The following is a 25,077-nucleotide window of genomic DNA, read 5'->3' on the forward strand; positions in this document are numbered from 1 at the left end:
GCGATCTCATCCGTAAGGAGGAGGACCCGCTCATGCGTGCCCACCTTGTGTCGGACGTGGAAATGCTTCCCGCCGGGGATGTCCGGCCGGCCAGGGGCTGATGAGGTGGGAGACGTGCAAAGCCCTACCCCGTCCGAGGCCGCCGCAAGCGGCCACAGCCGTGCAGATGTTGACGCCAGGCTCAGTCCCGAGCTCGCCTCTGTGGTGGCCGGCGCGCGCCGCAGAGCCGTCCGTGACGGGGACCGCCAGATCGACACCGCGCATCTCCTGCACTCGCTCCTCGAGACCGACCCACAGGTGCGCGAGGCCTTCGGCGGCGGACCGCAGCTCGCCCGCCTCCTCGGCTACCTCGTGCAGCGGAGCATCGGTTACGGCCTCCAGTGGCAGGGCACGGTCGAGGACTCCGGAGCCGTGCCCGTCGTGACGGGGCTCGGCTGGTCGCCCGCCGCGGCCGCCGCGATGGAAGCCGCGCTCGACCGCGCCGGGCGCCGCGGCGACCCGCGTGCGTGCGGCGTCGACCTCCTCACCTCGCTCGCGGCGGACCGGGAGTGCCGCGCCGTCGAGGTGCTCGGGCGGGCCGGGGTCGACGCGGAGAGCCTGCGGCGGCATGTCGAGGCCGGGTGCTGAGGCGAGCGGTTGTGGGCTGAGGCCTGGCTTCCTGTCGAGGCTCGGTTCTGTTTGAGGGTGCGGCGGCTCCTGAGGCCGTGCCCCCGTTCGTCATGCCCGGCGCGTCCGGCACGTGAGACAGGGGTCATCGGGGGTGACGGTCATGACGCCGGCTGTCATGATGTGCCGGTGCATGCGTCTCAGGGGATTCAGGCGAACCGCGGGCGAGGTGTCGGACTGGGGCTCGCCCTTGTCTCGGCGCTCGCCTTCGGCGGTTCCGGTGTGGCGGCGAAGCCGCTGATCGAGGCGGGTCTCGACCCGCTCCACGTGGTATGGCTGCGCGTCGCCGGCGCCGCGCTCGTCATGCTGCCCGTCGCCTGGCGGCACCGCTTGCTGGTCGTCCGGCGGCCCGCGCTGCTTGCCGGTTTCGGACTCCTCGCCGTCGCCGGTGTGCAGGCCTGCTACTTCGCCGCGATCTCCCGTATCCCCGTCGGCGTCGCGCTCCTCATCGAGTACCTCGCTCCCGCGCTCGTCCTCGGCTGGGTGCGCTTCGTGCAGCGCAGGCCCGTGACGCGCGCCGCCGCGCTCGGCGTGGTCCTCGCCGTCGGCGGCCTCGCCTGTGTCGTCGAGGTGTGGGCGGGCCTCAGTGTCGACCTGATCGGCCTGCTGCTCGCCCTCGCCGCCGCCTGCTGCCAGGTCGGCTACTTCGTCCTGTCCGACCAGGGCAGCGACGCGGGGGACCGGGCGCCGGACCCGCTCGGCGTGATCGCGTACGGGCTGCTCGTCGGCGCCTTCGTCCTGACGGTCGTGGCGCGCCCCTGGGGCGTGGACTGGTCGGTGCTCGGCGGCAGCGCCTCGATGAACGGCACCTCCGTGCCCGCGTGGCTGCTGCTCTGCTGGATCGTGCTGATCGCCACGGTCGTCGCCTACGTCACCGGAGTCCTGTCGGTGCGCCGGCTCTCGCCCCAGGTGGCCGGAGTCGTGGCCTGCCTGGAAGCGGTCATCGCGACCGTGCTGGCCTGGGTGCTCCTGGGCGAGCACCTGTCGGCACCGCAGATCGTCGGCGGCGCGGTCGTCCTGGTCGGGGCGTTCATCGCGCAGTCCTCGGCTCCGGCGAAGCCCGAGATCGTCGCCGTTGCGGTCGAGGCCGCCCCGGACGGGGCCGCTCCGAACGAGGCGTCCCCGGAGTCGCCGGACAAGACGTTGTCCGGCCGCGGCAGTGCGAACTAGGGCGTTGATCATGCATGCACGCGCACGCGTGCTTCCGCCCCCGGCTGCTTGACGCGGGCGGCGGCCGTCCGGAGCATCGCGCTCCGGCGGCCCGTCTGACGAAGATCCGGCTCGGGACGACCCGAGCGGGTCATGGCTGCCCACAGACGACAGTCCGTGTCCCAGCCCCGCCCCCACCCGTGCGGCGCGGAGGCCATTCCTGATGCCGGCCGCGGTGACCGGGCTCGCCGTCGCCGAGGCGCGCGCGAGGTGGCCGGCGAGGGCTCCCCGGTGTGCGTACCGCCGCTCACCGGGGCGGGCTCGCCCCAAGAGGCGCCATGGAAGCGCCCTACGGAACCGTCAGGTAGTCCGGCACTGCGATGCCCGGCGCGAGGTCGTCGGCCGGGATCGGCGCGCCGTGGCCCTTGGTGAGCGGGACGACGCCGGTCCAGTACGGCAGGCCGAGGTCCTCTTCGTCGTCGTTCGGGCCGCCGGCGCGGACCCGCGCGGAGACCTCCGCGAGATCGAGGCGCAGGACGGACGTCGCCGCGAGCTCCTTGTCGTTCCCGGGGCGCGAGTCCTGGGAACGGCCCGGCACCACGTGGTCGACGAGCGCGTCGAGCGCCGTGCGCTTCTCGTCGGGGTCGGTCACCTGGTGGGCGAGGCCGTGCACCACCACGGAGCGGTAGTTGAGCGAGTGGTGGAAGGCGGAGCGAGCGAGCACGAGACCGTCGACATGGGTCACCGTCAGGCAGACCTGCAGTCCGGGGTCGGCCGCGCCCGCCATGCGCTGGACGCGCGCGCCCGTCGAACCGTGCACGTAGAGGGTCTCGCCGACGCGTCCGTACAGGGTCGGCAGCACGACGGGGGAGCCGTCGCGGACGAACCCGAGATGGCAGATGTACGCCTCGTCGAGTATCGAGTGGACCAGCTCGCGGTCGTAGTGCGTCCGCTCGCGCATGCGGGCCGGGACGGTGCGGTCGGTCGCCGGGTAGGAGGCGGAGGCGTCCCCGGAAGCGACGGTGCCGGGCTCGGATGCCACGCTCATTGCAAACTCCATTGCACTAGTGCATAATCTGCTTTGTGCTAGGAGAGTATCCGATCGAAGGACGGCGCGCAGCTGAGATCGCGGCCAGCGTGGAGCGCGCGGTGGGCGTGGGTGGCCTGCAGCCGGGTCAACTTCTGCCGCCGATGAGGGAGTTGGCCCAGCATCTCGGGGTCAATCCCAATACGGTCGCGGCCGCCTATCGCACGCTCCGTGAGCGGGGAGTGATCGAGACCGCGGGGCGCCGCGGCAGCCGCGTGCGGTCCAAGCCGGCCACGACGGCGCGCGAGCTGATCCGCGTCGACGTACCGGCCGGGGTGCGCGACGTCTCGAACGGCAACCCCGATACGGCCCTGCTGCCCCCGCTCGCCGAGGCCTTCGCCTGGGCGGCCGCGCAGGGCGACAAGGCGCCCGTCCTCTACGGCGACGGGCCCCTGGAGCCGGAACTGGAACGGCACGCGCGCGTCGCCTTCGACAAGGACGGGATCCCGGAGGGCCCCGTCGCCGTCACGTCGGGCTCGCTCGACGCCATCGAGCGGGTGCTCGCCGCACACCTCAAGCCCGGCGACGCCGTCGCCGTCGAGGACCCGGGCTGGGGCAGCCTCCTCGACCTGGTCCCGGCGCTCGGGCTGCGCCTGGTGCCCGTCGGCGTGGACGACGACGGGCCGCTGGCCGACGAGGTGGAGCGGGCCCTGAGCGCGGGGGCGCGGGCCCTGGTGGTCACCGACCGCGCGCAGAACCCCACCGGCGCCGCCGTCACCGCGCCACGCGCGCGTGCGCTGCGCAAAGTCCTGGCGGCCCACAAGGACGTACTGCTCATCGAGGACGACCACGGGCACGGGATCGTCGACCTGCCGCTGTATCCGCTGGCCGGTGTGACGCGGCACTGGGCGTTCGTCCGCTCCGCCGCCAAGGCCTATGGGCCCGACCTGAGGCTCGCCGTGCTGACGGGCGACGCGGTCACGGTCGACCGGGTGCAGGGGCGGCAGCGCCTCGGCCCCGGCTGGGTGAGCCGCATCCTTCAGCGGGCCGTCGCCCGACTGTGGACCGAAGGCGCGGTGGACACGCGCGCCGTCGCCGCGTCGTACGGGCAGCGCCGCGACGCGCTCATCGCGGCCCTCGCCGAGCGCGGGGTCGAGGCGTACGGGCGCAGCGGCATGAACGTGTGGGTGCCCGTACCGGACGAGACGGGGGCGGTCGCGCGGCTGCTGCACGCCGGGTGGGCCGTCGCGCCCGGGGCGCGCTTCCGGATGGGCGCGGCGCCCGGGGTGCGTATCACCGTGTCGACGCTCGGCACGGACGACATCGGCCCGGTGGCCGACGCCGTCGCGTCCGCCACCGGGCCGGCCCCCGCGCGCCGTTACGGCTGAGCGCTACGCCGAGGGGTCCGCGCCCTGGACTGTGTGAGCGCCGCGCCCGCCAGCACGATCACCGCGCCGATCGGGGTGGACCAGGTCAGGGACTCGCCGAGCAGGGCGACCCCCGCTGCCGTCGCGATCACCGGGATGAAGTAGGTGACCATCTGCGCCGTGGTCGGACCGACCTCCGCCACCAGGCCGTACTGGATGAGGAAGGCGAGGCCGGTGCCGAGCGCGCCCAGGGCGACGATCGCGAGCAGGGGCACGACCGGGAGGTGGGCCGGGAGTGTCGTGAACAACGGGGTGACGACGGCCAGTTGGACCGTGGCCATCAGGAGTTGCGCGCCGGAGAGCGACAGGTTCGAGTGGCCGGTCCCGGCCAGCGTACGGCGCAGATAGATCCAGCCCACCGGGTAGCTCAATGAGGCGAGCAGCGCCATCGCCGTGCCGGCCAGGTCCAGGCCGTGGAAGCCCTGCCACACGCCGAGGACCGTGAGCACCCCGAGGAAGCCGATGCCGAGCCCCGCCACCCGGCGGCGCGTGGGCCGGTCCTCGGAGAGCGCCACCAGCGACAGGGCCATGCCCCACAGCGGAGACGTCGCGTTGCAGATACCGGCGAGCGTCGACGGGATCGTCTGCTCGGAGAACGCGAACAGCGAGAACGGCAGGGAGTTGAGCAGCAGCGCCGCCACCGCGATGTGCCCCCAGGTCCGCAGGCCCCTCGGCAGCCGCTCACGCTTCACGGCCATGGCCACGGCGAGCACCGCCGTACCGAACGCGAGCCGCCCCAGCGTCACCTGGAACGGTGCGTAGCCGTCGGTGCCGACCTTGATGAGGAGAAAGCTGAAGCCCCAGATCAGCGACAGGACGCCGAAGCGGACACGCCAGTCGAGGGCGCGGCGGGGCCGTGCGGAGGCAGGTGTTTCCATAGGGATGCCGGAAGGCGCGGGGGCCGGAGTCGCCGGGGGCGACGAGGAGGCGACGGTGCTCATGGGCGTAACGATGCCGCCCCACAACCTCTTAGCACAAGCGAGACTTGATCCCTGGTATCGCTTAGCATCGCTTACATGTTGAACCTGGAGCGCCTGCGCACCCTCGACGCACTCGCCCGCCACGGGTCCGTCAGCGGCGCCGCGGCAGGGCTGCACGTCACGACGTCCGCCGTCTCGCAGCAGATGGCCAAGCTGGAACGCGAGGTCGGCCAGCAGCTTCTCGCCAAGAACGGCAGGGGAGTGCGCCTCACCGACGCCGGGCGGCTGCTCGCCGAGCATGCGGGGCGGATCCTGTCCCAGGCCGAGCTCGCGCAGTCGGACCTGGAGGCGCACCGGGGGCAGGTCGTGGGGGAGCTGCGGATCTCCGCGTTCCCGACCGCCGCCCGCGGCCTCTTCCCGCGCGCCCTCGCGGCCCTGCGCGCGGAGCACCCGGGCCTGCGGCTGCGCTCGCAGGAGCTGGAGCCCGAGCTGGGGGTCGCCGGGGTCGTGCGCGGCGACCTGGACCTGGCGGTCGTGCTCGACTGGTACAACAAGCCGATGCCGCTCCCCGACGGCCTCGTCAAGGCGGCGATCCTCGACGATCCCGCCGATGTCGCGATGCCGGCGGACCACCCCCTCGCCGGTCGCCGCGAGGTGGGCCTGGAGGACTTCGCCGACGACGAGTGGATCACGTGGGGCGAGGGCGAGTTCTGCCACGAGTGGCTGCTCTTCACGCTGCGCGCCAAGGGCGTCGAGCCCCGCATCGGCCATCGCGCCGCCGAGACCCACACCCAGCTCGGCCTCGTCGCCGCCGGGCTCGGTGTGTGCGTGGCGCCGCTCCTCGGGCGGGATCCGGTGCCGGACGGGGTGGTGACCGTGCCGGTGCGTCGGCGCGTACGCCGGCACGTCTACGTCGTGTGGCGGGCCGACGCGGACCGGCGGCCGTCGATCAGGGCGGCGGTGAAGGCGCTCCGGAGCGTGGGCGCGAGTCTGGGAGGGGACGCCGCCCCGGGAGAGGGCTCCGCGGGAGATGGCTCCCCAAGTGAGTGCTAGAGCGACGCCAGCTTCCTGAAGTCCCACGACGCGATCTTGTCGGGCGTGAGCCGGGCCCAGGCGTGCCGGCCGTCGTGCACCATCTCGTCCATCGCGAAGTTCTTGCGGGCGAACAGCCGCTCGGGGGCGTCCAGTTCGGGTACGGGCTCGCCGGTGCGCGGGCTCTCCCCGACGAACTCCACCGTGCCCGACAGCTCGGCGCCGCGCAGCTCCCCGTACTCCTCGCCCGCGTCGATCACGACAGCGATGCGCGGGTCCTTGAGGAGGTCGGCCCACCGGCGGCTGCGCGTGATCGAGTACAGCCACAGACAGGTGCCGTCCCAGACGAACCACAGGGTGCTGGCGTGCGGGGAGCCGTCGGACGAGACCGTGGCGACGCGGCAGGTGCGCTGGGATGTCAGGAACTCGTCCAGCTCGGCCGGTGTCATCATGATCCTGCGGCCCCGGCGCTGTGTGACAGCCATGCGTACTCCCCTTCGCGGGCTTCTCGCTGACGGTGTGTCAGATCAGAAGCATGCGGCGTCTTCCCCCATGGCGCAATGGTGGTTAATCTCTCGCCGCTCAGGACGCCTGCGACAGGGGGACCCCGTGCCGTCGTACGAAGAGCTCGCCGAACTGCTCGATCCGGCCACCACCGTGCTGCTGACCGTGGAGTGCCAGCAGGGGGTCGTCGGCCCCGACAGCGCCCTGCCCGAACTCGCCCAGGAGGCCAGGTCGTCCGGGGCGCTCGGCAATGTGGCGCGACTCGTCTCGGGCGCCCACGAGAACGGAGTACAGGTGCTGCACGCCGTGGCGGAGCGGCGGCCCGACGGGCGCGGCGCCAACCACAACGGACGCCTGTTCCGTGCCGCCGCGCGCCTGCCCGTACAGCAGATCTCCGGCACCGAGGCGGTCAGGATCGCGCCGCCCGTCGAGGTGGCGGACGAGGACATCGTCGTACGCCGGCTGCACGGCCTCTCGCCCATCGCCGGCACCGACGTGGACGCCCTGCTGCGCAACCTCGGCTGCCGAACGCTGATCATCGTCGGCGTCTCGGCGAACGTCGCCATACCGAACGCCGTCTTCGACGCGGTGAACCGCGGCTACACCGTCGCCGTGCCCGCCGACGCCGTCGCGGGGGTGCCGTCCGACTACACCCCCGCGATGATCCGCAACACCCTCGCCCTCGTGGCCACCGTGACGTCCACACACGACGTGCTCACCTGCTGGAAGCGCCCGCGCCGAGGCCGCTGACCCGCGCCGCTACGCGAGCGTGATCGAGTCGCCGGAGACGGTGATCTCCTTGGCGGCCAGGGGCTGCGCGGCGGGCGGGTGCTTCACGCTGCCGTCCTCGATGGAGAACTTGCTGCCGTGGCACGGACAGTTGATGGTGCCGCCCTCGATCGCGGTGACCGGGCACTGCTTGTGGGTGCAGATGTTCGTGAAGGCCTTGAACTCGCCCTTCTTCGGCTGCGTGACCACCACGCCCGCGTCACCGAAGATCTTTCCGCCGCCGACGGGGATGTCGGCGGTCTTGGCGAGTTCCTTGCCTGCCCCGTCCTTGGCCGCGCCGTCCTTGGCCGTGTTTCCAGCCGGCTCGGAGGACGACGAATCGTCCGAGCTCCCGCACGCGGTGAGCGCGGCGGCGATACCGGCGGCTCCCACGGCCGCGACGACGGTGCGGCGGGTCGGGGCGGATACGGACTCGTGCGAAGCGGTCATTACTGGTGTTTCCCTTCGGGTCGAGGGGGGTGGCCCACTCCCGTACGGGCCGCGGGACCGGAGTGTTCAACACCGGACGGACTTTCGTACGACGATGATGTCTCGCCTAACCTGGGGCCATGCTCACCGAAGTCACGGCGACCCGTTATGTCACCCCGATGAGGGAGGGCGGATCGCTCCCCGGGCTCGTCGAGGCCGACGATCTCGCCCCCTACGTCATGAAGTTCACCGGAGCGGGACAGGGCCGCAAGACGCTTGTCGCGGAGGTGATCTGCGGGGGGCTCGCGCGGCGGCTCGGATTCCGGGTGCCCGGGCTCGTACGGATCGGACTCGACCCCGTGATCGGCCTCGGCGAGCCCGACGAGGAGGTGCAGGGCCTCCTCAAGTCGAGCGGCGGCGTGAACCTCGGGATGCGGTACCTCTCCGGCGCGCTCGGCTTCGACCCGCTCGCCTACGAGGTGGATCCCGCGGAGGCGGGCCGCGTCATCTGGTTCGACGCCCTGATCAACAACGTCGACCGGTCCTGGCGCAACCCCAACATGCTGGTCTGGCACGGCGACCTGTGGCTCATCGACCACGGCGCGAGCATGATCTGGCACCACAACTGGCGCGGCGCCGAGGCCGCGGCGGCCCGGCCGTACGACGCCTTCGACCACGCCCTCGCCCCCTTCGCGCCCGACGTCGCGGCCGCCGCCGCGGAGCTGGCGCCGCGGCTCACCGAGGAACTGCTCGCCGAGGTCACCGCCGACGTCCCGGACGCCTGGCTCGCCGACGAGCCGGGCTTCGACGACCCGGACGCGGTGCGGCGCGCGTACGCCGCCGTGCTGCTGCCCCGCGCGGCGACCGTCCACGAGCGGATCGGCCTGCCCGAGCCGGATCCCGACCGCGTCCCGCGCACCCCGGGCTGGCTGACCGGCACGGCGACTGTGAAGGGCGGCACCTGGTGACCACGACCACCCGAGACGTCTTCGAATACGCGCTGCTGCGTGTCGTCCCGCGCGTCGAGCGCGGCGAGCAGATCAACGCAGGCGTGGTCGTCTACTGCCGCGCCAAGTCCTACGTCCGCGCGCTCACGCACCTCGACGAGGCGAAGCTGCGCGCCCTCGACCCGGAGGCGGACGTGACCGGCGTCCGCGCTTCGCTCGCCGCCGTCGAGAGCCACTGCCGAGGGGGCGGCGACGCGGGCCAGGCGGCGGACGACGACGCGGGCCGGCGCTTCCGGTGGCTGGTCGCGCCGCGCTCCACGGTCGTGCAGCCGGGGCCCGTGCACACCGGTCTCACCGAGGACCCCGAGGCCGAGGCCGACAGGCTTCTCGACCTCCTGGTGAGGTGACCTCGCGGCGGCCCCTTCGCGGTGAGTGATCAGGCGCACCCGATGGGTACGTTGACACCGGGTGCCAGGACTTCTAGCGTCACGTCCACAGGGTACTAAGCGGTCGCTCACCGAGTTGGACGTGAGGGCCGCACTCTAGGGCGAGGAGACCGAAGAGCATGTCCACCACTGAGCAGCGCGTCGCGATCGTCACCGGTGCCGCACGCGGCATCGGCGCCGCTACCGCCGTACGTCTGGCCGCCGAGGGTCGCGCCGTAGCCGTGATCGACCTCGACGAGGCCGCTTGCAAGGACACCGTCGAGCAGATCACCAGCGCCGGTGGCAAGGCCCTCGCGGTCGGCTGCGACGTCGCCGACGAGGCGCAGGTCGAGGCCGCGGTCGCGCGCATCGCCGAGGAGCTCGGCGCGCCGACGATCCTCGTCAACAACGCGGGCGTGCTCCGCGACAACCTGCTGTTCAAGATGAGCGCCCTGGACTGGGACACCGTCATGAACGTGCACCTGCGCGGCGCGTTCCTGATGTCGAAGGCCGTGCAGAAGCACATGGTGGACGCCAAGTTCGGCCGCATCGTCAACCTGTCCTCGTCGTCGGCGCTCGGCAACCGCGGCCAGGTCAACTACTCGGCGGCCAAGGCCGGCCTCCAGGGCTTCACCAAGACCCTCGCCAAGGAGCTCGGCAAGTTCGGCGTCACCGCGAACGCCGTCGCCCCCGGCTTCATCGTCACCGAGATGACGGCCGCCACCGCCGCCCGCGTCGGCATGGGCTTCGAGGAGTTCCAGGCCGCCGCCGCCACGCAGATCCCGGTCCAGCGCGTGGGCAAGCCCGACGACATCGCCAACGCCATCGCCTTCTTCACCGGCGAGGCGGCCGGATTCGTCTCCGGCCAGGTCATGTACGTCGCCGGCGGACCGCTCAACTAGGGCCGGGGAAAATGGACATGACTTCATCCCAGCTCCCGGAGCTCTCCGGCAAGGTCGCCCTCGTCACCGGCGGAAGCCGCGGCATCGGCCACGGCGTCGCCGAGGCCTTCGTCGCGCGCGGCGACCGCGTGTGCATCACCGGCCGCGGTGAGGACGCGCTCAAGGAGGCCGTCGAGGCCCTCGGCTCCGACCGCGTCATGTACGTGGCCGGAAAGGCCCACGACGAGGCGCACCAGGCCGCCGCCGTCGAGCGCACCATGGAGGCGTTCGGCCGCGTCGACTACCTGGTCAACAACGCCGGTACGAACCCGGTGTTCGGCCCGATGGCCGAGCTCGACCTGAGCGTCGCCCGCAAGGTCTACGAGACCAACGTGATCTCCGCGCTCGGTTTCGCCCAGCAGACGTGGAAGGCGTGGCAGAGCGAGAACGGCGGGGCGATCGTCAATATCGCCTCCGTCGCGGGTCTCGCCCCGTCCCCGTTCATCGGCGCGTACGGCATGAGCAAGGCGGCGATGATCAACCTGACCGTCCAGCTCGCGCACGAGTTCGCGCCCAAGGTGCGGGTCAACGCGATCGCCCCGGCGGTCGTGAAGACCAAGTTCGCGACGGCTCTCTACGAGGGCCGGGAGGCCGAGGCCGCGGCCGCCTACCCGCTGGCCCGGCTCGGTGTGCCCGAGGACATCGGCGGCGCCGCCGCCTTCCTGACCTCGCAACAGTCCGACTGGATCACCGGTCAGACCCTCGTGGTCGACGGCGGAATTTTCCTCAATGCGGGCGTCAGCTGACAAAGCCTCCGCGAGGCTGAATCGGACCAAGTTCGCTTAACTGAAGTTCCCCGCGTACGTCGCGTACGTGCGCATCAAGTGCCCCGCCGGAGTGCCTCGTTGGCCCGGCGGGGCACTGCGGTATGGTCTGCCGACCTGTGGCATGGCCGATCGAGGAGCGCGCGCGTGTTCAACCGGATCCAGGGCCCCCGTCAACTGGCGGCGATAACGTGCATATCGCTCCTTGCCGGATGCGGACTGATGTCGTCCGGAGAGTCCGACGACACCGAACCCATCGTCGTGGGGACCACCAGCGCGCCGAGCACCCTCGACCCGGCCGCGTCCTGGGACGGTTCCTGGGAGCTGTTCAGGAACGTCTACCAGACCCTCGTCAGCTTCCCCTCCGGCGCCTCCGAGCCGAAGCCCGACGCCGCCGAGCGCTGCGAGTTCACCGACCCCTCCAACAGCGTCTACCACTGCAAGCTGCGCGAGGGCATGGCGTTCTCGAACGGCGACAAGCTCGACGCGGCTGCCGTGAAGTACTCCATCGACCGCATCAGCAGGATCGACGTCAAGGGTGGCCCCAAGGGGCTCCTCGGCAGCCTGAAGGCGGTCGAGGTCAAGGGCGACCGTGACGTCACCTTCAAACTGAACAAGCCCGACGCGACCTTCCCCTTCGTGCTCGCGACACCGGCGATGTCCATCGTGGACCCCGCCGAGTACCCGGCCGACGCGGTCCGCGACGACGGCAAGATCGCCGGCTCCGGGCCGTACGCGCTCGACGCGTACACCGACGGCGACAAGGCGGAGCTCGTCAAGAACGACCACTACGACGGGTTCGCCGAGCGCAAGAACAGCGCCGTCACCATCCGCTACTTCAAGGACTCCGCCTCGATGGTCGGCGCCCTGCGCGCCAAGAAGATCGATGCCACGTACCGCGGGCTCGCCGCGTCGGACGTCGTGGGGCTCCAGGGCAAGCAGGCCAAGGACGGCATCCAGCTCGTCGAGGGCGCGGGCATGGAGATCAGCTACCTGGTGTTCAACCCCGAGGATCCCTGGGCGCGCAAGTCCGCCGTCCGCAAGGCCGTCGCCCAGGTCGTCGACCGCGGCGCGATCGCCCACAAGATCTACCAGGACACCGTCGAGCCGCTCTACTCGATGGTCCCGAGGGGCCTGACCGGGCACACCACCGGCTTCTTCGACGACTTCGGCGACCCGAACACGGCCAAGGCCAAGGACATCCTCACCCGGGCGGGCATCACGGACCGGGTCCCGCTCACCCTCTGGTACGCCACCGACCGCTACGGGTCCGCGACCGGCGCCGAGTTCACCGAGCTCAAGCGACAGCTGGACGCGTCCGGACTGTTCGACGTCACGATCAAGGGACGCCCCTGGAAGACGTTCGAGGCCGGATACCGCAAGGGCGAGTACCCCGTCTTCGGACGCGGCTGGTTCCCCGACTTCCCGGACGCGGACAACTTCATCGCGCCCTTCGTCGGCCAGCAGAACGCGCTCGGAACGCCCTACGCGTCCAAGGAGATCACCGACGATCTGCTGCCGCAGTCGCGCCGTGAGAGCGACCGCGCCGCCGTGGTGGGCCAGTTCAAGCGCGCCCAGCAGATACTCGTCGACGACGCCAGGCTGTTGCCGCTGTGGCAGGGCAAGCAGTACATCGCGGCCAGCGAGGAGATCTCGGGCGGCGAGCGGGCCCTCGACCCTTCGACGATCATGATGATGTGGGAGCTGCAGCGCAAGACCAGCTGGTAGGCGGCCCGCCGGGGGCCGTTGTCAGTGGCCGCGGGTAGGTTCTGGGGTGTGCAGCGGCCGTGCCTCGTACGGCCGTGAAGTGACCGTACCCCGGAGGTTGTTGACGTGACCGACACCGCGATGCTGCCCGAGTCCTGGCGCGGCGTCCTCGGCGAGGAGCTGCAGAAGCCCTACTTCAAGGAGCTCACGGAGTTCGTCGAGGAGGAGCGCGCGAAGGGTCCCGTCTACCCGCCGCGCGAGGAGGTCTTCGCGGCGCTCGACGCGACCCCGTACGACCGGGTCAAGGTCCTTGTCCTCGGCCAGGACCCGTACCACGGGGAGGGACAGGGGCACGGTCTGTGCTTCTCCGTCCGGCCCGGCGTGAAGACGCCGCCCTCCCTACGGAACATCTACAAGGAGATGAAGGAGGAGCTCGGCCACCCGGTCCCTGACAACGGGTATCTGATGCCGTGGGCCGAGCAGGGCGTCCTCCTGCTGAACGCGGTGCTCACGGTGCGGGCCGGCGAGGCCAACTCGCACAAGGGCAAGGGCTGGGAGAAGTTCACCGATGCGGTGATCCGCGCGGTGGCCGACCGGCCCGACCCGGCCGTGTTCGTCCTGTGGGGGAACTACGCGCAGAAGAAGCTCCCCCTCATCGACGAGGAGCGCCACGTCGTCGTGAAGGGCGCGCATCCCTCGCCGCTCTCCGCGAAGAAGTTCTTCGGCTCGCATCCCTTCACGCAGATCGACAAGGCGGTGGCCGCGCAGGGGCACACGCCGATCGACTGGCGGATTCCGGACCTGGGCTGACGCCCCGGGGTCCCTCCGGGTGCGCGCAGCTCTGCGCGCGGTGACCGCCCGGCCCCCGGAGGGACCCCCGCCCGCGCCTGACCGGGATTGTCAGCGGCTGCCTATAGCGTCGGAATCGTTATCAGCTTGGATGATCGGCATACGAGCGTGGAGGACCTGTGGCTGAGCAGCGGGAGCAGGCGGCGGACGACGTCATGATGACCCGGATCGGGCAGGTGATCATGCTCCATCACGCCGGTGACCGCGAGGAGGCCAGGGACCGGTACCTCGGCCTGTGGGCGGAGATCGGCGAGGACGGCGACCCCCTCCACCGCTGCACGCTCGCGCATTACATGGCGGACGCCCAGGACGACCCGGACGACGAGTTGGCGTGGGACCTGCGGGCCCTGACCGCCGCCGAGGGCCTGACCGAGGCGCGGCTCGCGCTCCACGAGCAGTCGCTCGCAGTCCGCGCGCTCTACCCCTCGCTGCATCTCAACCTGGCGGCGGACTATGTGAAGCTCGGCCGCCCCGAAGCGGCCCGCAGTCATCTGACGCAGGCGCGCGCCGTGGTGGGCGCGCTCGGGGACGACGGTTACGGGGACGGGGTACGGGCGGCCATCGCCCGCCTGGAAACGCGGGTCGCGGCGATGCCGCCCGGAGGGGACGAGGGCCCGGGCCGCGGTTCCGCCGGGGGCGAGCCGCTGGGGCCGCCCAGACGGAGTTCGTAGGCGGCCCCTCTCACTGGCGCCGCTCGATGGGCCGCTCGCTTCGCCTCGCCCTTCGTCGCCCTTCGCCCTTTGCCCTTCGCCTTACGCCCCACCTCACCCGCCGTACGTCTCCCGGCAGATGCGGGCCTCGGGGCTGTCCGGGTTCCATTTGCCGTACTGGTGGCCCAGGGCGCACACATCGCCCGGAACGCCCGGTGCCGCGGGGGCGGCCGTGTGCGGGTGGTGCGGCGGAGGTGCTGCGGGGCGTGCCGCGTGTCCCGGGCCCGACCGGTGCGGGGCTTCGTGGCGTGGCGGCTGGGGCGGGCGCGGCGCACGGGTCGGCTCGGGTGAGGGCGAGTGGGTGGCCGGTGGCCTGCGGCCCATCCTGTCCAGCGCCTCCCGCACCGGCGCCTGCACGACCTGGGGGTCCGCCGGCCCGTCGGGGCGGGGCGCCGCCGGAACGGCCGGGGCGCTGGGGGGCGTGGCCGGGGGCTCCGGCTGCCGTACGCTCACGCAACCGGACACCGCGGCGGCCGTGGCCGCCACCGTGAGCAGAAACGCTGCTGACGTCGTCGATCGATGCACCCGCGCAACTCTGTCGGGTACGGACTCTCGTGGCGGGCCCGTCGGCGGATGATGCCCCGCACGGGTGACGCGCAGGTCAGGACGGGGACGCGTCGAGCATCCCGCGCAACAGTTCCCCGAACCCCGCCCGCAGTTCCGCCAGGTCCGGGACCGACGCGTGGAACGCCCCGGCCACGCACGAGAACATGATTCCCTCGGACCAGGCCACCAGCGACAGCGTGTGCCGCTCCGGATCCCGGGACCCCGCGGCCCGCAGCAGCGCGGTGAGGGGTTCGTGGAACTGCCGGCCCGTCTCGTCGAAGAACGTCCGCAACTCCGGCCGCCGTGTCGCCTCCAGTGCCAACTCGTAACGACAGACGAGCAGTTGAGGGTGTTTGGTCAGATAGCGGTGCAGTGCGAGCGCCATGCCGTCGACGAGCGAGTGGATCCCGCCGGCCGGATCCGGCAGTTCGTCCACGGCGAGCACCCGTGACTCGCGCAGGGCGAGGCGCCGCACCGCTGCCTCCAGGAGGGCGAGCCGGGTCCGTGCGTAGTTCGACGTCGACCCCTGTGGCAGGCCCGCCGCCTCGTCGACAGCTCGGTGTGTCAGGCCCCGCATCCCGCGCTCGGCGAGCAGATCGAGTGCGGCGTCGGCGATGGCTTCGGCGCGAGGTGCGCCGGTGGCGCCGGCGGCGCTCTTGCGGGGGGGCATGGTTCCAACCTACCGCCGGAACTACACCTGTAGTACGTTCGAGAGCAGGCTCACTACAGGTGTAGTGAGCCTTGACGGGCCGAACCGGGCGTTGTGAGACGTAAGGAGCGCGAAGCCATGACTGCCGAACCGATGGATTCAGCGGTTCCCACCGAACTGACCGACACGACGGGGAAGACGCCGGCGCGACCGGAAGCACGCACCGTCGGCGGCCGCGGGCGGCGGCCCCGCGCGGTCGTCGTGGGCGGCGGCATAGGCGGCCTCACCGCCGCCGTAGCGCTCGACCTGCGCGGCTGGCACGTCACCGTCCTCGAGCGGGCCGCCGAGCTGAAGCCCGTCGGCTCCGGGATCTCCCTCGCCCCCAACTCGCAGCGCGCTCTGGACGTCATCGGCCTCGGCGAGGAGGTCCGGTCCCTCGCCGCATGGGAGGGCGAGGGCGGCCTGCGCACTCCCAGCGGCCGCTGGCTCTCGCGCTCCGACGCGAAGGCCGCCGCCCAGCGCTTCGACGGCTCCCTCGTGCTCCTCCACCGCGCGACCCTGATCGACGAGCTGGCGTCCCGGCTCCCCGACGGAGTCGTCCACACCGCGTCCGCCGCGGCCCTCACCGACCCCGGCGTCATGGGTGACCCGGCCCGCCCCGCCCGTGTGACCACTCCGGAAGGCGCATTCGAAGCAGAACTCGTCGTCGGCGCCGACGGCATCAGGTCCGCCGTGCGCGCGGCGCTCTTCCCCGCCCACCCGGGCGCGGTCTACGCCGGCTTCACCACCTGGCGCCTCCTCGTCCCGCCCCTCGGCAGGCCCTTCGCCCAGCACGAGACCTGGGGACGCGGCCGCATCTGGGGCACGCACCCCTTCGCGGACGGCACGGTCTACGCCTACGGCGCCGCCATCGCACCCGCCGGCGAGCACGCCCCCGACGACGAGAAGGCCGAGCTCGTGCGCCGCTTCGGCGACTGGCACGACCCGATCCCGGCGATCATCGACGCGGCCGCGCCCGAGGAGATCCTGCGCCACGACGTCCACCACATCGCCGAACCCTTGCCGGCCTTCCACCGCGGCCGGGTCGCGCTCCTCGGCGACGCGGCCCACGCCATGCCCCCGACCCTCGGCCAGGGCGGCAACCAGGCCATCGAGGACGCCGTCGTGCTCGCCCACCACGCGGACCCCGCGCGGCCCGACGCCCTGGGCCTCGCCGCGTACACCGCCGCACGCAGGCCCCGTACGACCGCCATCGCCCGCAAGGCCGTCGCGGTCGGCCGGGTGAACATGCTCAGGAACCGGCCCGCGATGGCGCTGCGCAACACCCTCATCGCCGCTCTCGACAAGACCGGACCCGCCGTCATGCTGCGCGGATTCGACGAGATCGCGGACTGGCGGCCCCCGCAGCGGCCGTATGCTGCCCAGACACAGAGGGCTTAGCCGGACACCGACGGCCCGGGGCGAGGGGAAGACGGACGTGAAGGTCGGCTGCATCGGACTCGGCGACATCGCGCAGAAGGCGTATCTGCCGGTGCTCACCACCTTGCCGGGGGTCGAGCTGCACCTGCAGACCCGCACACCTTCGACGCTCCGGTGGGTCGGGGAGACGCACCACATCCCCGCCGAACACCGGCACACCGACCTGGACGCGCTGCTCGCGCAGGGGCTCGACGCGGCTTTCGTGCACGCGCCGACCGCCGTCCACCCCGAGATCGTGACGCGGCTGCTCGAAGCGGGCGTCGCCACCTATGTCGACAAGCCGCTCGCCTACGAACTCGCCGAATCGGAGCGCCTCGTGAGGCTCGCCGAGGAGCGCGGGGTCAGCCTGACGGTGGGCTTCAACCGCCGTCACGCGCCCGGCTACACGCAGTGCGCCGAGCACCCCCGCGAGCTGATCCTGATGCAGAAGAACCGCATCGGGCTGCCCGAGGAGCCGCGCACGCTCGTCCTCGACGACTTCATCCACGTTGTCGACACCCTGCGCTACCTCGTGCCCGGTCCGATCGACGACGTGTCGGTGCGTGCCAGGGTCGAGGACGGCCTGCTGCATCACGTGGTGCTCCAGCTCGGCGGGGACGGGTTCACGGCGATCGGCGTCATGAACCGGCTCAGCGGCTCGACCGAGGAGATCCTCGAGGTCTCCGGGCAGGACACCAAGCGGCAGGTCGTCAACCTCGCCGAAGTCATCGACCACAAGGGCCAGCCGACGGTGCGCCGCCGCGGCGACTGGGTTCCGGTGGCCCGCCAGCGCGGCATCGAGCAGGTGGTGCTCGGTTTCCTCGACGGCGTGCGCGCGGGCAAGGTCCTCAGCGCCAAGGACGCCCTGGAGACGCATGTGCTGTGCGAGCAGGTCGTACGTGAGGTGCAGCGGTTCGCCGCCTGAACAGGCGGACGGCCTCCGCCGCGCCCAGCAGGACGAGCACGGCGACGGCCGCGTGCACGGGCCAGTCGCCGAACCGCACGTACAGCGTCGTGCCGTGCGCCGTCGGCACCTCGTAGACCCGGGCCGCGCTCGCCGATGTGCCGAGCCAGGGACCGACGCGTGAGCCGTCCGGGCCGTACACGGCCGACACCCCGGTCAGCGTCGCGTGCACCATCGGACGGCCCGTCTCCGCGGCGCGCAAGGCCGCGAGCGACGCGTGCTGCTCGGGCGCCCAGCTGTGCTGGAACGTCGACGTCGAGGACTGCGCGAGCAGCACCTGCGCACCGTCGCGTGTGAGGTGCCGCGTCATGTCGGGGAACGCCGACTCGAAGCACACGAGTGGCCCGATCCGCAGGTCGCCGCCCCGCGCGGACCGCACGTTCATCACGACCTGCCGGGTCCCGCTCACCCGGTCCTCGCCCGCTGCCTTGCCGACCGACGTGGCCCAGCCGAGCAGCGGGCGCGCCGGGATGTACTCCCCGAAGGGGACGAGCCGCATCTTGTCGTAGCGCTGCCCCGTGAGACCGTTCGGGCCCACCAGGACCGAGCTCTTGAAGATGCCGGGGGCGCCGCCGGGGGAGACGCGACGCGCGTCCACGTTCACCAGGACGTCCGCGCCCACCTCGCGCGAGAGCGCCGCGATCCGGCGCGCGAGGTCCGGTCGCTGCGAGAAGTCGAAGCCGACGCTGCTCTCGCCCCAGACCACCAGGTCGACGCCCTGCCCGGTCAGGCCGCGCGTCAGCTGCTCCTCCCGGTCGAAGCGCTTCTCGCCGCTTTCGGCGCCGCCTATCGGGCCTGGCTGGACGACGGCGACCCTGACCTGGCCATCCGGCTCGGGGCGCGGGGCCCAGGCCCAGGAGGCCGTCGTCACCGTGGCCGTCACCAGAAGCCCCGCCACCGCGGGCGTACGGGCGCTGCGCGCCACGAGGAGGATCGTGACGGCGGTGTTGACCGCCACGACGAGCAGACTGACCAGCCACACCCCACCTACCGACGCGACGCGCAGTGCGGGCTGCACCTGCCACTGGCTCGACCCGATGAGCCCCCACGGGCCGCCCAGCCCCTGCCAGGACCTGACCAGTTCGACCATCAGCCACGCCGAAGGCACCGCGACCAGGGCAGCGGCCGCCTGTCCGCGCGTGGGCGTGCCGCCGAGCAGCCGCCGCACGAGCCGTCCCCAGGGCGCCCACAGTGCGCCGAGCAGCGCCGCGATCACCACCGTGAACACATGCAGACTCGGCAGCAGCCATTGGTGCACCGCCAACATGAACCCGAGCCCGCCGAGCCAGCCGTCGAGGGTGGCGCGGCGCGGTGTGCGGGCGGAGCGGGCAAGGAGCATCCATGGCACCAGCGCGACGTAGGCCAGCCACCACAGCGACGGCGCCGGGAACGCGAGGGCGGGCAGCGCGCCCGCGCACACGGCGGCGGCGCCACGCCACCAGGGCGACACCGCGAGGCGGTGGGCGATGCCCTGCCACGACGCGGCGGGCGCCGACCACGCCGCCGCTGGCGCCGAGGCCGGCCTCGACCGCGTCGTACTCGACGAGCGCGCCCGACCGCTCCCGTCCGACCCGTCCATGCGCCGCCTCCCTCGTCGTCCGACGCCCGGTACGTGCTTTCAGTGTGCGCGCTCGGGACGATCTTCGACAGTGGGCATCGGGGGCGCTCGCGTCAGGGCGAGGTGGCCGCCGCGGCGGCCTCGGTGCGCCGCCACTTCTCGTGCACCGTCACCCCGCGCAGCCGCCAGCCGGAGTGCGTCCGCACCAGGGAGAAGGCGTAGCGGCCGCCGCACACGAAGTCGGGCGCGCCGGGGGGCGTATGGGAGGGCGCGTCGGAGGGGCTGCCCGCGCCGTCGCCGGCGAGCCGCATCGGGTTGATGTAGTCGGCCTGCACTTCGGCCGTGTCGCCGGTGTCGTTGTCGAGGCGGCCGAAGCGCAGGCGCCGGTTGACGATGAGGTGCTGGCGCATCGGGAACAGCTCCATCGTCCGGGTCAGCCACTCGGTGATCTCGGCCGCGCTGCCCTCGATGCCGCCGGCCCGCCGGTAGTCGGCACGCCCGTCCGGACTGAAGAGCCCGCGGTACGCCGTCCAGTCCCCGTCGTCCACGCACACCGCGTAGTCGGTGATCAGCTCCTCGATGGCGAGTCGGTCCATCACGGTGGCGAGTTCTACGCGCTGTGTCATTGAGTCAGTCTTGGGCACCGGAACCGCAGATCCAAGGGGCGCGACGGGGGAGAGGCCCGCGGCGTGATCATTGGTACCTTCTCGGCATGTCCCGAGAGAGCACCTCACAGACCGCCGCCGACGACCTCGCGCACTCCGTGCGGCTCGCGGTGGACACCTTCGGCGGGGCGCTGGGTGCCGACTGGGGCGTCAAGGCCGGTTCGCTGGAGTGGGACTGCTGGGAGACGGCCGAGCATCTGGCCGACGACCTGTTCGCGTACACGGCCCAACTCGGGCCGTCGAAGCCGCCGTTGGACACCGAAGTGCCGTTCGACTGGACGCGCCGCAGGCCGGACGGCCCCGCGAACGTCATCTTCGCGAACCGCGACGCGGGCCCGGCGGGGCTGCTCCAGGTGCTCGACGCGAGCGGCGCCCTGCTGGTCGCGATGGTGCGGACGGCCGCGCCCGAGACCCGCGCCCACCATGTGTTCGGCCTTTCGGATCCCGCGGGCTTCGGTGCGATGGGCGTCGTGGAGACCCTCGTCCACACGCAGGACATCGCCGAAGGTCTCGGCCTCGACTGGACCCCGCCCGGCGGCCTCTGCGCCCGGGCTCTCGCCCGGCTGTTCCCCGACGCGCCGCGGGGCGACGACCCCTGGCGTACGTTGCTGTGGGCGACGGGGCGCGGCGAGCTGCCCGGCAGGGAGCGGCTCACGGCCTGGCGCTGGAACGCCGAAGTCCGCTGACGGGCCGACAGGCCGACCGGGCCGGGCACGACAGAGAATTGACGGAGCCTCAGGCCGCAGCCTGGACGACCTCCGTACGGACCGCGATCGCCCACTCGGTGACGAGCAGCGCGTACTGTGCGCGCTGCTCGGTGGAGAGACGGCCACCCGCGCGCAGCCACAACCCGCGGATCTGCTCGTTCACTTCCTCGGCAGACCGCGCGGAACCCGAACACTCAAGCGGCATGCGGTAAGGCTAGGGTGCGTGCCGCCCACTGGGAACCCTAAGCGACGGAACATATTCGCCAGGTGACCGCAAACATCGATCAGTTGGCTGTCAGTCCCTGGCAACAGCCTTCGGGGAGGGGCGGATCGTGCTCGGACCGGCCGGTGAAAAACCAGGTGGCAGCGTCGCGTCCCGTCACTACAGTTGCAGCATGCCCAGGTGCGAAGGAGCGGGTTACTTCCACTGTTAATGGGGTGGTCGCGGGTTCGAGTCCCGTCGTCGACTTCGGGTCGGCGTAGCTCAGTTGGCAGAGCACCTTGTACCTGCACCGATTCTGATCTCTGGGCAGCACACTTCACGCACCTCCCGGTGCGCAGGTCCGCGGCTCCTTCTTACGGTGAACGCACGCCGCGGACCGACTCGATCTCGGGAGGCACCCAGCAGCACCGCGCCTCGGTTCGGCGTGCGCGCACGGCCGTGCCTCCCCTCCACAGAGAGGGGCCGCCTCATGGCACGCTTCAACACCCGCGGCACCCGCCCGTCGGGCCGGTCGCCGATCGCCACCGTGACGGGCGAGCGGGCGCGCACGCACGAGGGCGCGACCGGATACCTGCGCGACGCGCGCAGCGAACTGTTCCTGCTCGCCGTCTCCAACCTCGTCGCCACGGACACCTTCTACGAGTCCGCGGACGACCGCGACGACCGCTACAGCACCCTCGTACGGCAGCTCGCCGTGGAGGACCCCGAGTGGACGGCGGGCCTGCTCGGCTGGCTGCGCGGCGAGGGGAACATGCGGACCGCCGCGCTCGTCGGCGCCGCCGAGTTCGTCAGGGCCCGCATCGACGCGGGCGAGCCCGGCCACTCCCGTCAGGCCGTCGACAGCGTCCTCCAGCGCGCCGACGAGCCGGGCGAGCTGCTCGGCTACTGGACCGCGCGGCACGGCCGGCGCCTGCCGAAGCCGGTGAAGCGCGGCATCGCCGACGCCGTCCAGCGCCTCTACAACGAGCGCTCGCTCCTCAAGTACGACACCGACTCCAAGGGCTACCGGTTCGGAGACGTCCTCAACCTCGCGCACCCGGCACCCGCCACCGACAAGCCGTGGCAGGGCGAACTGTTCCAGCACGCCCTCGACCGCCGGCACGGCAACGCCGAGGAGATCCCGGAGCGGCTGCGCACCCTGCGCGCCCGCGAGCGGCTGATGCGCGTACCGGTGGAGGAGCGCCACGCGGTGCTCACCACGGACACCGGCAGGCTCGCCGAGGCGGCCATGACGTGGGAGTCGCTTGCGGGCTGGCTCCAGCGGCCGATGGACGCGGCGGCGTGGGAGGCGATCATCCCGTCCATGGGCCTGATGGCTCTCGCGCGGAACCTGCGCAACTTCGACGAGTCCGGTGTCTCGGACGAGATCGCGCAGCGGGTGGCGGCGCGGTTCGCCGACGCGGACGAGGTGCGTCGCTCACGCATGTTCCCGTTCCGCTTCTGGGCCGCGTACAAACACGCCCCATCGCTGCGCTGGGGGCACGCTCTGGAGCGGGCGCTCGCGCACTCGCTGGCCGGTGTGCCCGCGCTGCCCGGCCGTTCGCTGATCCTGGTGGACCGGTCGCCGTCGATGTTCCCCGGCTACGGGTTCTCGACGCCGCACCGCTCGGACATCCCGCTCGCCGAGCAGGCGGCGGTGTTCGGCGCCGCGCTCGCCATGCGCGCGGAGGCGCCGACGCTCGTCGAGTTCGGGATGGAGAGCCGGCGCCTGAACTTCCGGAGGGGCGGCAGTGTTCTGCGGCTCATCGAGAGTTTCGGGCAGATCTCCGGCACCGACATCCCGACCGCGGTGAAGAAGCACTTCACCGGGCACGACCGCGTGGTCGTCGTCACCGACGAGCAGACCCGGCCCGGCTGGTTCCCGTCGAACGCCCGCGACCACGGCGGCATGGCCGAGACCGAGATCGACGCGCTCGTGCCGGGGGACGTGCCCGTCTACATGTGGAACATGGCCGGATACAAGGTGGGCGCGACCCCTTCGGGTGGCGCGAACCGGCACGCCTTCGGCGGCCTCACCGACCAGGCGTTCCGCCTGATCCCGCTCATCGAGCGGGGCGGCGACGCGCGCTGGCCGTGGGAGAATTGACATGCTCCTCGGGCTGAAGCCCGAGGATTCTGGCCGTCCCTTACCTGGTGCTGTGCCGCTACGCGGCAGGGGCCGTGGGTGGGATTCCGTGGCTTCCTGCTTCTTCACGCTGTGCCCCGCCCCGGGAGGGGCGGGGTCTTACCCGCGCTCGACAGGCTAATGCCGCGAGTCCGGCGGCCTTGATGTTGCGTGCGGCGTTGACGTCCCGGTCGTGGACGATGTCGCAGGCCGGACAGGTCCACTCCCGTGCATCCAATGCCGCGTAGTTAAGCCGGGATGGCGGCTGTCGAGTCCCGTGAACCCGCTGGTGGCTGGGGTGTCTTGACCCATTGGGGATGGAGTCGGTAGCGGCCATGACCTGACCTGATGAGGAATTTCTGCGTGATCCATTGCCCCATCTGCGCCGAGAGGCTGCGGATGTGGTCGATTTTGAGGGCGTCAGCGATCTGCCGGGGAGTCCAGTCCTGGCCGGGATCGGCTGCCACCAGGAGTCGGAAGACGTGGGAGCGTCGATCGGTGTTCGCCGGTGACGGTGGCAGGGCTGTGGGCTGCTCGGTGGCGGCGAGGACGGTGATGTCCAGGCGGTTGAAGGAATGGCTGCTCAGTGGGCGGGTCTCGTTCTGTGTGGTGCCGTAGCGGGACATCGGACACTTCACCTTGCGGGCACTGATCCGGGGTCGGCGGGCCGGCAGCAGCCCGGCCAGGACAGCCCGGGCGATGCCGCCGCCGTCACTGTCGTCGCCGGTGATGCCGCAAGCGTCGACGATCTGGTCGGCGGCGGCCTGCAGGGCGATGGTGAAGCTGGCCCGGTCGGGGTCGGTGCCCGGGCGGGACTCGGCCGCGTCGCACATCGCTCGACGCAGGACCTGGTGGACGGTGAGCCAGGCCCACAGTTCCTGTTCCAGACCGCAAGCGTCGCAGGAGCGCAGGACTCGGCCAGTGAGCAGGGTGTGCCGCAGGGCGAGGAAGGCCGACTCGACCTCCCAGCGCTCGTGATAGAGGCGGGCCAGTCGCTCAGCGGGGTCGGTGCGGTGGTCGAGCAGCGTGGTGATCAGCATGTAGTGGTCGCTGATCCGGGTGCCGTCGTCGCAGGTGGCTGTGATGTCGACGTTGATGATGCGGAACGTCCGGTCCTGGAGCTGGGTCAGGAACGAGCCGTCGGGCAGCGCGGTGAAGACGGTCGGCCGACGGCGGGAGTTGAGCCGGACCAGCAGTTGGGCGCCGGTGTCGGCGGTGTCGATGAGGAAGTCGTTCCCGGCGAAGGCGCGGTCAGCAAGCAGCAGCATCGTGTCGTTCAGCAGGGGAAGGAGTCGGCGGGCGTAGTGGGTCTCGCCCTTGTTGGTGGGGCCGAAGACGGCGCCGAGCAGGCCCCGGGTGCCGGTCTCGCACAGGGCCATCAGTCGCAGATGCGGGTAGCCCTCCGGGCCGTAACCGGCGTTGAGGATCTTGCCCAGCCAGGCGCGGACGCGTGGCTGGTCGGGGGCCCGCAGCGAGCTGCAGCCGTCGAAGGCGACCGTGCGCCACTTCCGGTAGCAGACGCCTGGGGTGCGGGGCTGGGCGATCGGGCCGGCCACGGTCTCGAACAGCATCTTCAGCGGCGCGGCTCCGATCCTGCGGCGCAGGTCACGCAGGGCCTTTTCACAAGGCCGGACCGGAGCCAGCGGGCCCAGCCCGGCGACCAGTTTGCCCCACACCCCCAGGTAGCCGACGGCCGGGAAGACGGCCAGGGCCAGCACGAAGTACACCCCCACGCGGGAAGGCAGTAGACGCAACCTGCCCTGGACAGCCCGCGACCTCGCCAGCACGTCATCGACCAGCTCGAAGGGCAGATACTGCGTCAACTCCCCGAGATGCCCCGGCGCGAAGACACCCCTCGCCACGGTGATGGTGCGGACGAAACTGGTCATGGCAGACTGCTCGGACAACGGGACCCCTGCTCAGCGTGAAGACCTTGGA

26 protein-coding genes and 1 pseudogene are annotated in these 25,077 nt (G+C 71.8%); 16 read left to right on the plus strand and 11 right to left on the minus strand.

The genetic code is table 11. From position 1 onward, the window contains the following. The first annotated feature begins 105 nt into the window (after positions 1 to 105). Positions 106 to 627, plus strand: coding sequence for a Clp protease N-terminal domain-containing protein (locus tag OG456_RS31135; RefSeq protein ID WP_266566797.1), 522 nt, complete (start codon positions 106 to 108; stop codon positions 625 to 627). A gap of 162 nt (positions 628 to 789) precedes the next feature. Continuing rightward, positions 790 to 1,836 (plus strand): DMT family transporter, encoded by a 1,047-nt coding sequence (locus OG456_RS31140; protein ID WP_266566799.1) that lies wholly within the window; start codon positions 790 to 792, stop codon positions 1,834 to 1,836. Between the two features lie 328 nt (positions 1,837 to 2,164). On the opposite strand, the gene OG456_RS31145 is transcribed toward OG456_RS31140, so the two are convergent. Then, positions 2,165 to 2,863, minus strand: coding sequence for a pyridoxamine 5'-phosphate oxidase family protein (locus OG456_RS31145; protein ID WP_266566801.1), 699 nt, complete (start codon positions 2,861 to 2,863; stop codon positions 2,165 to 2,167). A gap of 35 nt (positions 2,864 to 2,898) precedes the next feature. Between OG456_RS31145 and OG456_RS31150 the strand changes: the two genes are divergently transcribed. Next, entirely contained in the window at positions 2,899 to 4,230 is a 1,332-nt protein-coding gene (locus OG456_RS31150; protein WP_266566803.1) for an aminotransferase class I/II-fold pyridoxal phosphate-dependent enzyme, read from the plus strand. Here the strand turns inward: OG456_RS31150 and OG456_RS31155 are convergent. Beyond that, positions 4,221 to 5,210, minus strand: coding sequence for a DMT family transporter (locus OG456_RS31155; RefSeq protein ID WP_266566805.1), 990 nt, complete (start codon positions 5,208 to 5,210; stop codon positions 4,221 to 4,223). The two genes, OG456_RS31150 and OG456_RS31155, sit on opposite strands and share 10 nt — an antisense overlap. A 75-nt stretch (positions 5,211 to 5,285) precedes the next feature. Between OG456_RS31155 and OG456_RS31160 the strand changes: the two genes are divergently transcribed. Continuing rightward, positions 5,286 to 6,242, plus strand: a complete 957-nt coding sequence (locus OG456_RS31160) for a LysR family transcriptional regulator (protein ID WP_266566810.1) — start codon at positions 5,286 to 5,288, stop codon at positions 6,240 to 6,242. On the opposite strand, the gene OG456_RS31165 is transcribed toward OG456_RS31160, so the two are convergent. Then, positions 6,239 to 6,706 (minus strand): pyridoxamine 5'-phosphate oxidase family protein, encoded by a 468-nt coding sequence (locus OG456_RS31165; RefSeq protein WP_266566813.1) that lies wholly within the window; start codon positions 6,704 to 6,706, stop codon positions 6,239 to 6,241. The two genes, OG456_RS31160 and OG456_RS31165, sit on opposite strands and share 4 nt — an antisense overlap. A gap of 124 nt (positions 6,707 to 6,830) precedes the next feature. Here OG456_RS31165 and OG456_RS31170 point away from each other — a divergent pair, with 124 nt between their 5' ends. Continuing rightward, positions 6,831 to 7,475 (plus strand): cysteine hydrolase, encoded by a 645-nt coding sequence (locus OG456_RS31170; protein WP_266566815.1) that lies wholly within the window; start codon positions 6,831 to 6,833, stop codon positions 7,473 to 7,475. A gap of 9 nt (positions 7,476 to 7,484) precedes the next feature. Here OG456_RS31170 and OG456_RS31175 read toward each other — a convergent pair whose 3' ends face one another. Beyond that, positions 7,485 to 7,943, minus strand: a complete 459-nt coding sequence (locus OG456_RS31175; protein ID WP_266566817.1) for a Rieske (2Fe-2S) protein — start codon at positions 7,941 to 7,943, stop codon at positions 7,485 to 7,487. Positions 7,944 to 8,062: 119 nt separating this feature from the next. Between OG456_RS31175 and OG456_RS31180 the strand changes: the two genes are divergently transcribed. The 7 genes from OG456_RS31180 (at position 8,063) to OG456_RS31210 (ending at position 14,226) form a co-directional block, all read left to right on the plus strand. Further along, positions 8,063 to 8,890, plus strand: a complete 828-nt coding sequence (locus tag OG456_RS31180; RefSeq protein ID WP_266566819.1) for a HipA family kinase — start codon at positions 8,063 to 8,065, stop codon at positions 8,888 to 8,890. Beyond that, entirely contained in the window at positions 8,887 to 9,276 is a 390-nt protein-coding gene (locus tag OG456_RS31185) for a DUF3037 domain-containing protein (protein WP_266566821.1), read from the plus strand. The genes OG456_RS31180 and OG456_RS31185 overlap by 4 nt, the downstream gene beginning before the upstream one ends. Positions 9,277 to 9,434: 158 nt before the next feature. Next, positions 9,435 to 10,196 (plus strand): 3-oxoacyl-ACP reductase FabG, encoded by a 762-nt coding sequence (gene fabG / locus OG456_RS31190; protein ID WP_266566823.1) that lies wholly within the window; start codon positions 9,435 to 9,437, stop codon positions 10,194 to 10,196. Positions 10,197 to 10,213: 17 nt separating this feature from the next. Continuing rightward, positions 10,214 to 10,981, plus strand: coding sequence for an SDR family oxidoreductase (locus tag OG456_RS31195; protein ID WP_266566825.1), 768 nt, complete (start codon positions 10,214 to 10,216; stop codon positions 10,979 to 10,981). A 165-nt stretch (positions 10,982 to 11,146) separates the two neighbouring features. Beyond that, positions 11,147 to 12,727 (plus strand): ABC transporter substrate-binding protein, encoded by a 1,581-nt coding sequence (locus OG456_RS31200; RefSeq protein ID WP_266566826.1) that lies wholly within the window; start codon positions 11,147 to 11,149, stop codon positions 12,725 to 12,727. 105 nt (positions 12,728 to 12,832) lie between these two features. Next, positions 12,833 to 13,516, plus strand: coding sequence for a uracil-DNA glycosylase (gene ung, locus OG456_RS31205; protein ID WP_266566828.1), 684 nt, complete (start codon positions 12,833 to 12,835; stop codon positions 13,514 to 13,516). Between the two features lie 158 nt (positions 13,517 to 13,674). Further along, positions 13,675 to 14,226, plus strand: a complete 552-nt coding sequence (locus OG456_RS31210; protein ID WP_266566829.1) for a hypothetical protein — start codon at positions 13,675 to 13,677, stop codon at positions 14,224 to 14,226. 93 nt (positions 14,227 to 14,319) lie between these two features. Here OG456_RS31210 and OG456_RS31215 read toward each other — a convergent pair whose 3' ends face one another. Together OG456_RS31215 and OG456_RS31220 are read right to left on the minus strand one after the other, a co-directional pair. Further along, on the minus strand, positions 14,320 to 14,718 hold the full coding sequence (locus OG456_RS31215; RefSeq protein WP_266566831.1) for a hypothetical protein: 399 nt from the start codon (positions 14,716 to 14,718) through the stop codon (positions 14,320 to 14,322). A gap of 148 nt (positions 14,719 to 14,866) precedes the next feature. Further along, a complete protein-coding gene (locus tag OG456_RS31220; protein WP_266566833.1) occupies positions 14,867 to 15,481 on the minus strand; it encodes a TetR/AcrR family transcriptional regulator in 615 nt (204 codons plus the stop codon). Positions 15,482 to 15,637: 156 nt separating this feature from the next. Here OG456_RS31220 and OG456_RS31225 point away from each other — a divergent pair, with 156 nt between their 5' ends. Together OG456_RS31225 and OG456_RS31230 are read left to right on the plus strand one after the other, a co-directional pair. Next, complete coding sequence (locus OG456_RS31225; RefSeq protein WP_266569494.1) at positions 15,638 to 16,900, plus strand: FAD-dependent monooxygenase; 1,263 nt, start codon at positions 15,638 to 15,640, stop codon at positions 16,898 to 16,900. A gap of 37 nt (positions 16,901 to 16,937) precedes the next feature. After that, positions 16,938 to 17,843: a Gfo/Idh/MocA family protein gene (locus OG456_RS31230; RefSeq protein WP_266566835.1), complete on the plus strand. Its 906-nt coding sequence runs from the start codon at positions 16,938 to 16,940 to the stop codon at positions 17,841 to 17,843. Here the strand turns inward: OG456_RS31230 and lnt are convergent. Together lnt and OG456_RS31240 are read right to left on the minus strand one after the other, a co-directional pair. Beyond that, positions 17,767 to 19,461 (minus strand): apolipoprotein N-acyltransferase, encoded by a 1,695-nt coding sequence (gene lnt / locus OG456_RS31235; RefSeq protein ID WP_266566837.1) that lies wholly within the window; start codon positions 19,459 to 19,461, stop codon positions 17,767 to 17,769. The genes OG456_RS31230 and lnt overlap by 77 nt on opposite strands. A gap of 92 nt (positions 19,462 to 19,553) precedes the next feature. Continuing rightward, on the minus strand, positions 19,554 to 20,066 hold the full coding sequence (locus tag OG456_RS31240; RefSeq protein ID WP_266566839.1) for a nuclear transport factor 2 family protein: 513 nt from the start codon (positions 20,064 to 20,066) through the stop codon (positions 19,554 to 19,556). Between the two features lie 86 nt (positions 20,067 to 20,152). On the opposite strand from OG456_RS31240, the gene OG456_RS31245 reads away from it, so the two are divergent. Next, positions 20,153 to 20,791 carry a hypothetical protein gene (locus OG456_RS31245; RefSeq protein ID WP_266566841.1) on the plus strand — a complete coding sequence of 213 codons (639 nt, stop codon included), beginning with the start codon at positions 20,153 to 20,155 and terminating at the stop codon, positions 20,789 to 20,791. Positions 20,792 to 20,840: 49 nt separating this feature from the next. Here the strand turns inward: OG456_RS31245 and OG456_RS31250 are convergent, their stop codons facing one another. Continuing rightward, positions 20,841 to 21,017 (minus strand): hypothetical protein, encoded by a 177-nt coding sequence (locus OG456_RS31250; protein WP_266566843.1) that lies wholly within the window; start codon positions 21,015 to 21,017, stop codon positions 20,841 to 20,843. Between the two features lie 487 nt (positions 21,018 to 21,504). On the opposite strand from OG456_RS31250, the gene OG456_RS31255 reads away from it, so the two are divergent. Further along, positions 21,505 to 23,121, plus strand: coding sequence for a TROVE domain-containing protein (locus tag OG456_RS31255; RefSeq protein WP_266566845.1), 1,617 nt, complete (start codon positions 21,505 to 21,507; stop codon positions 23,119 to 23,121). 58 nt (positions 23,122 to 23,179) lie between these two features. On the opposite strand, the pseudogene OG456_RS31260 reads toward OG456_RS31255, so the two are convergent. Together OG456_RS31260 and OG456_RS31265 are read right to left on the minus strand one after the other, a co-directional pair. Continuing rightward, positions 23,180 to 23,368, minus strand: a pseudogene (locus tag OG456_RS31260) (zinc ribbon domain-containing protein); the annotation flags it as partial. A gap of 19 nt (positions 23,369 to 23,387) precedes the next feature. Continuing rightward, the gene (locus OG456_RS31265; RefSeq protein ID WP_266566847.1) at positions 23,388 to 25,028 is read right to left on the minus strand and encodes an IS4 family transposase; all 1,641 of its coding nucleotides are present in this window, start codon (positions 25,026 to 25,028) and stop codon (positions 23,388 to 23,390) included. Positions 25,029 to 25,077 lie beyond the last annotated feature (49 nt).

Source organism: Streptomyces sp. NBC_01446 (assembly GCF_026340095.1).
GTDB lineage: Bacteria > Actinomycetota > Actinomycetes > Streptomycetales > Streptomycetaceae > Streptomyces > Streptomyces aureus.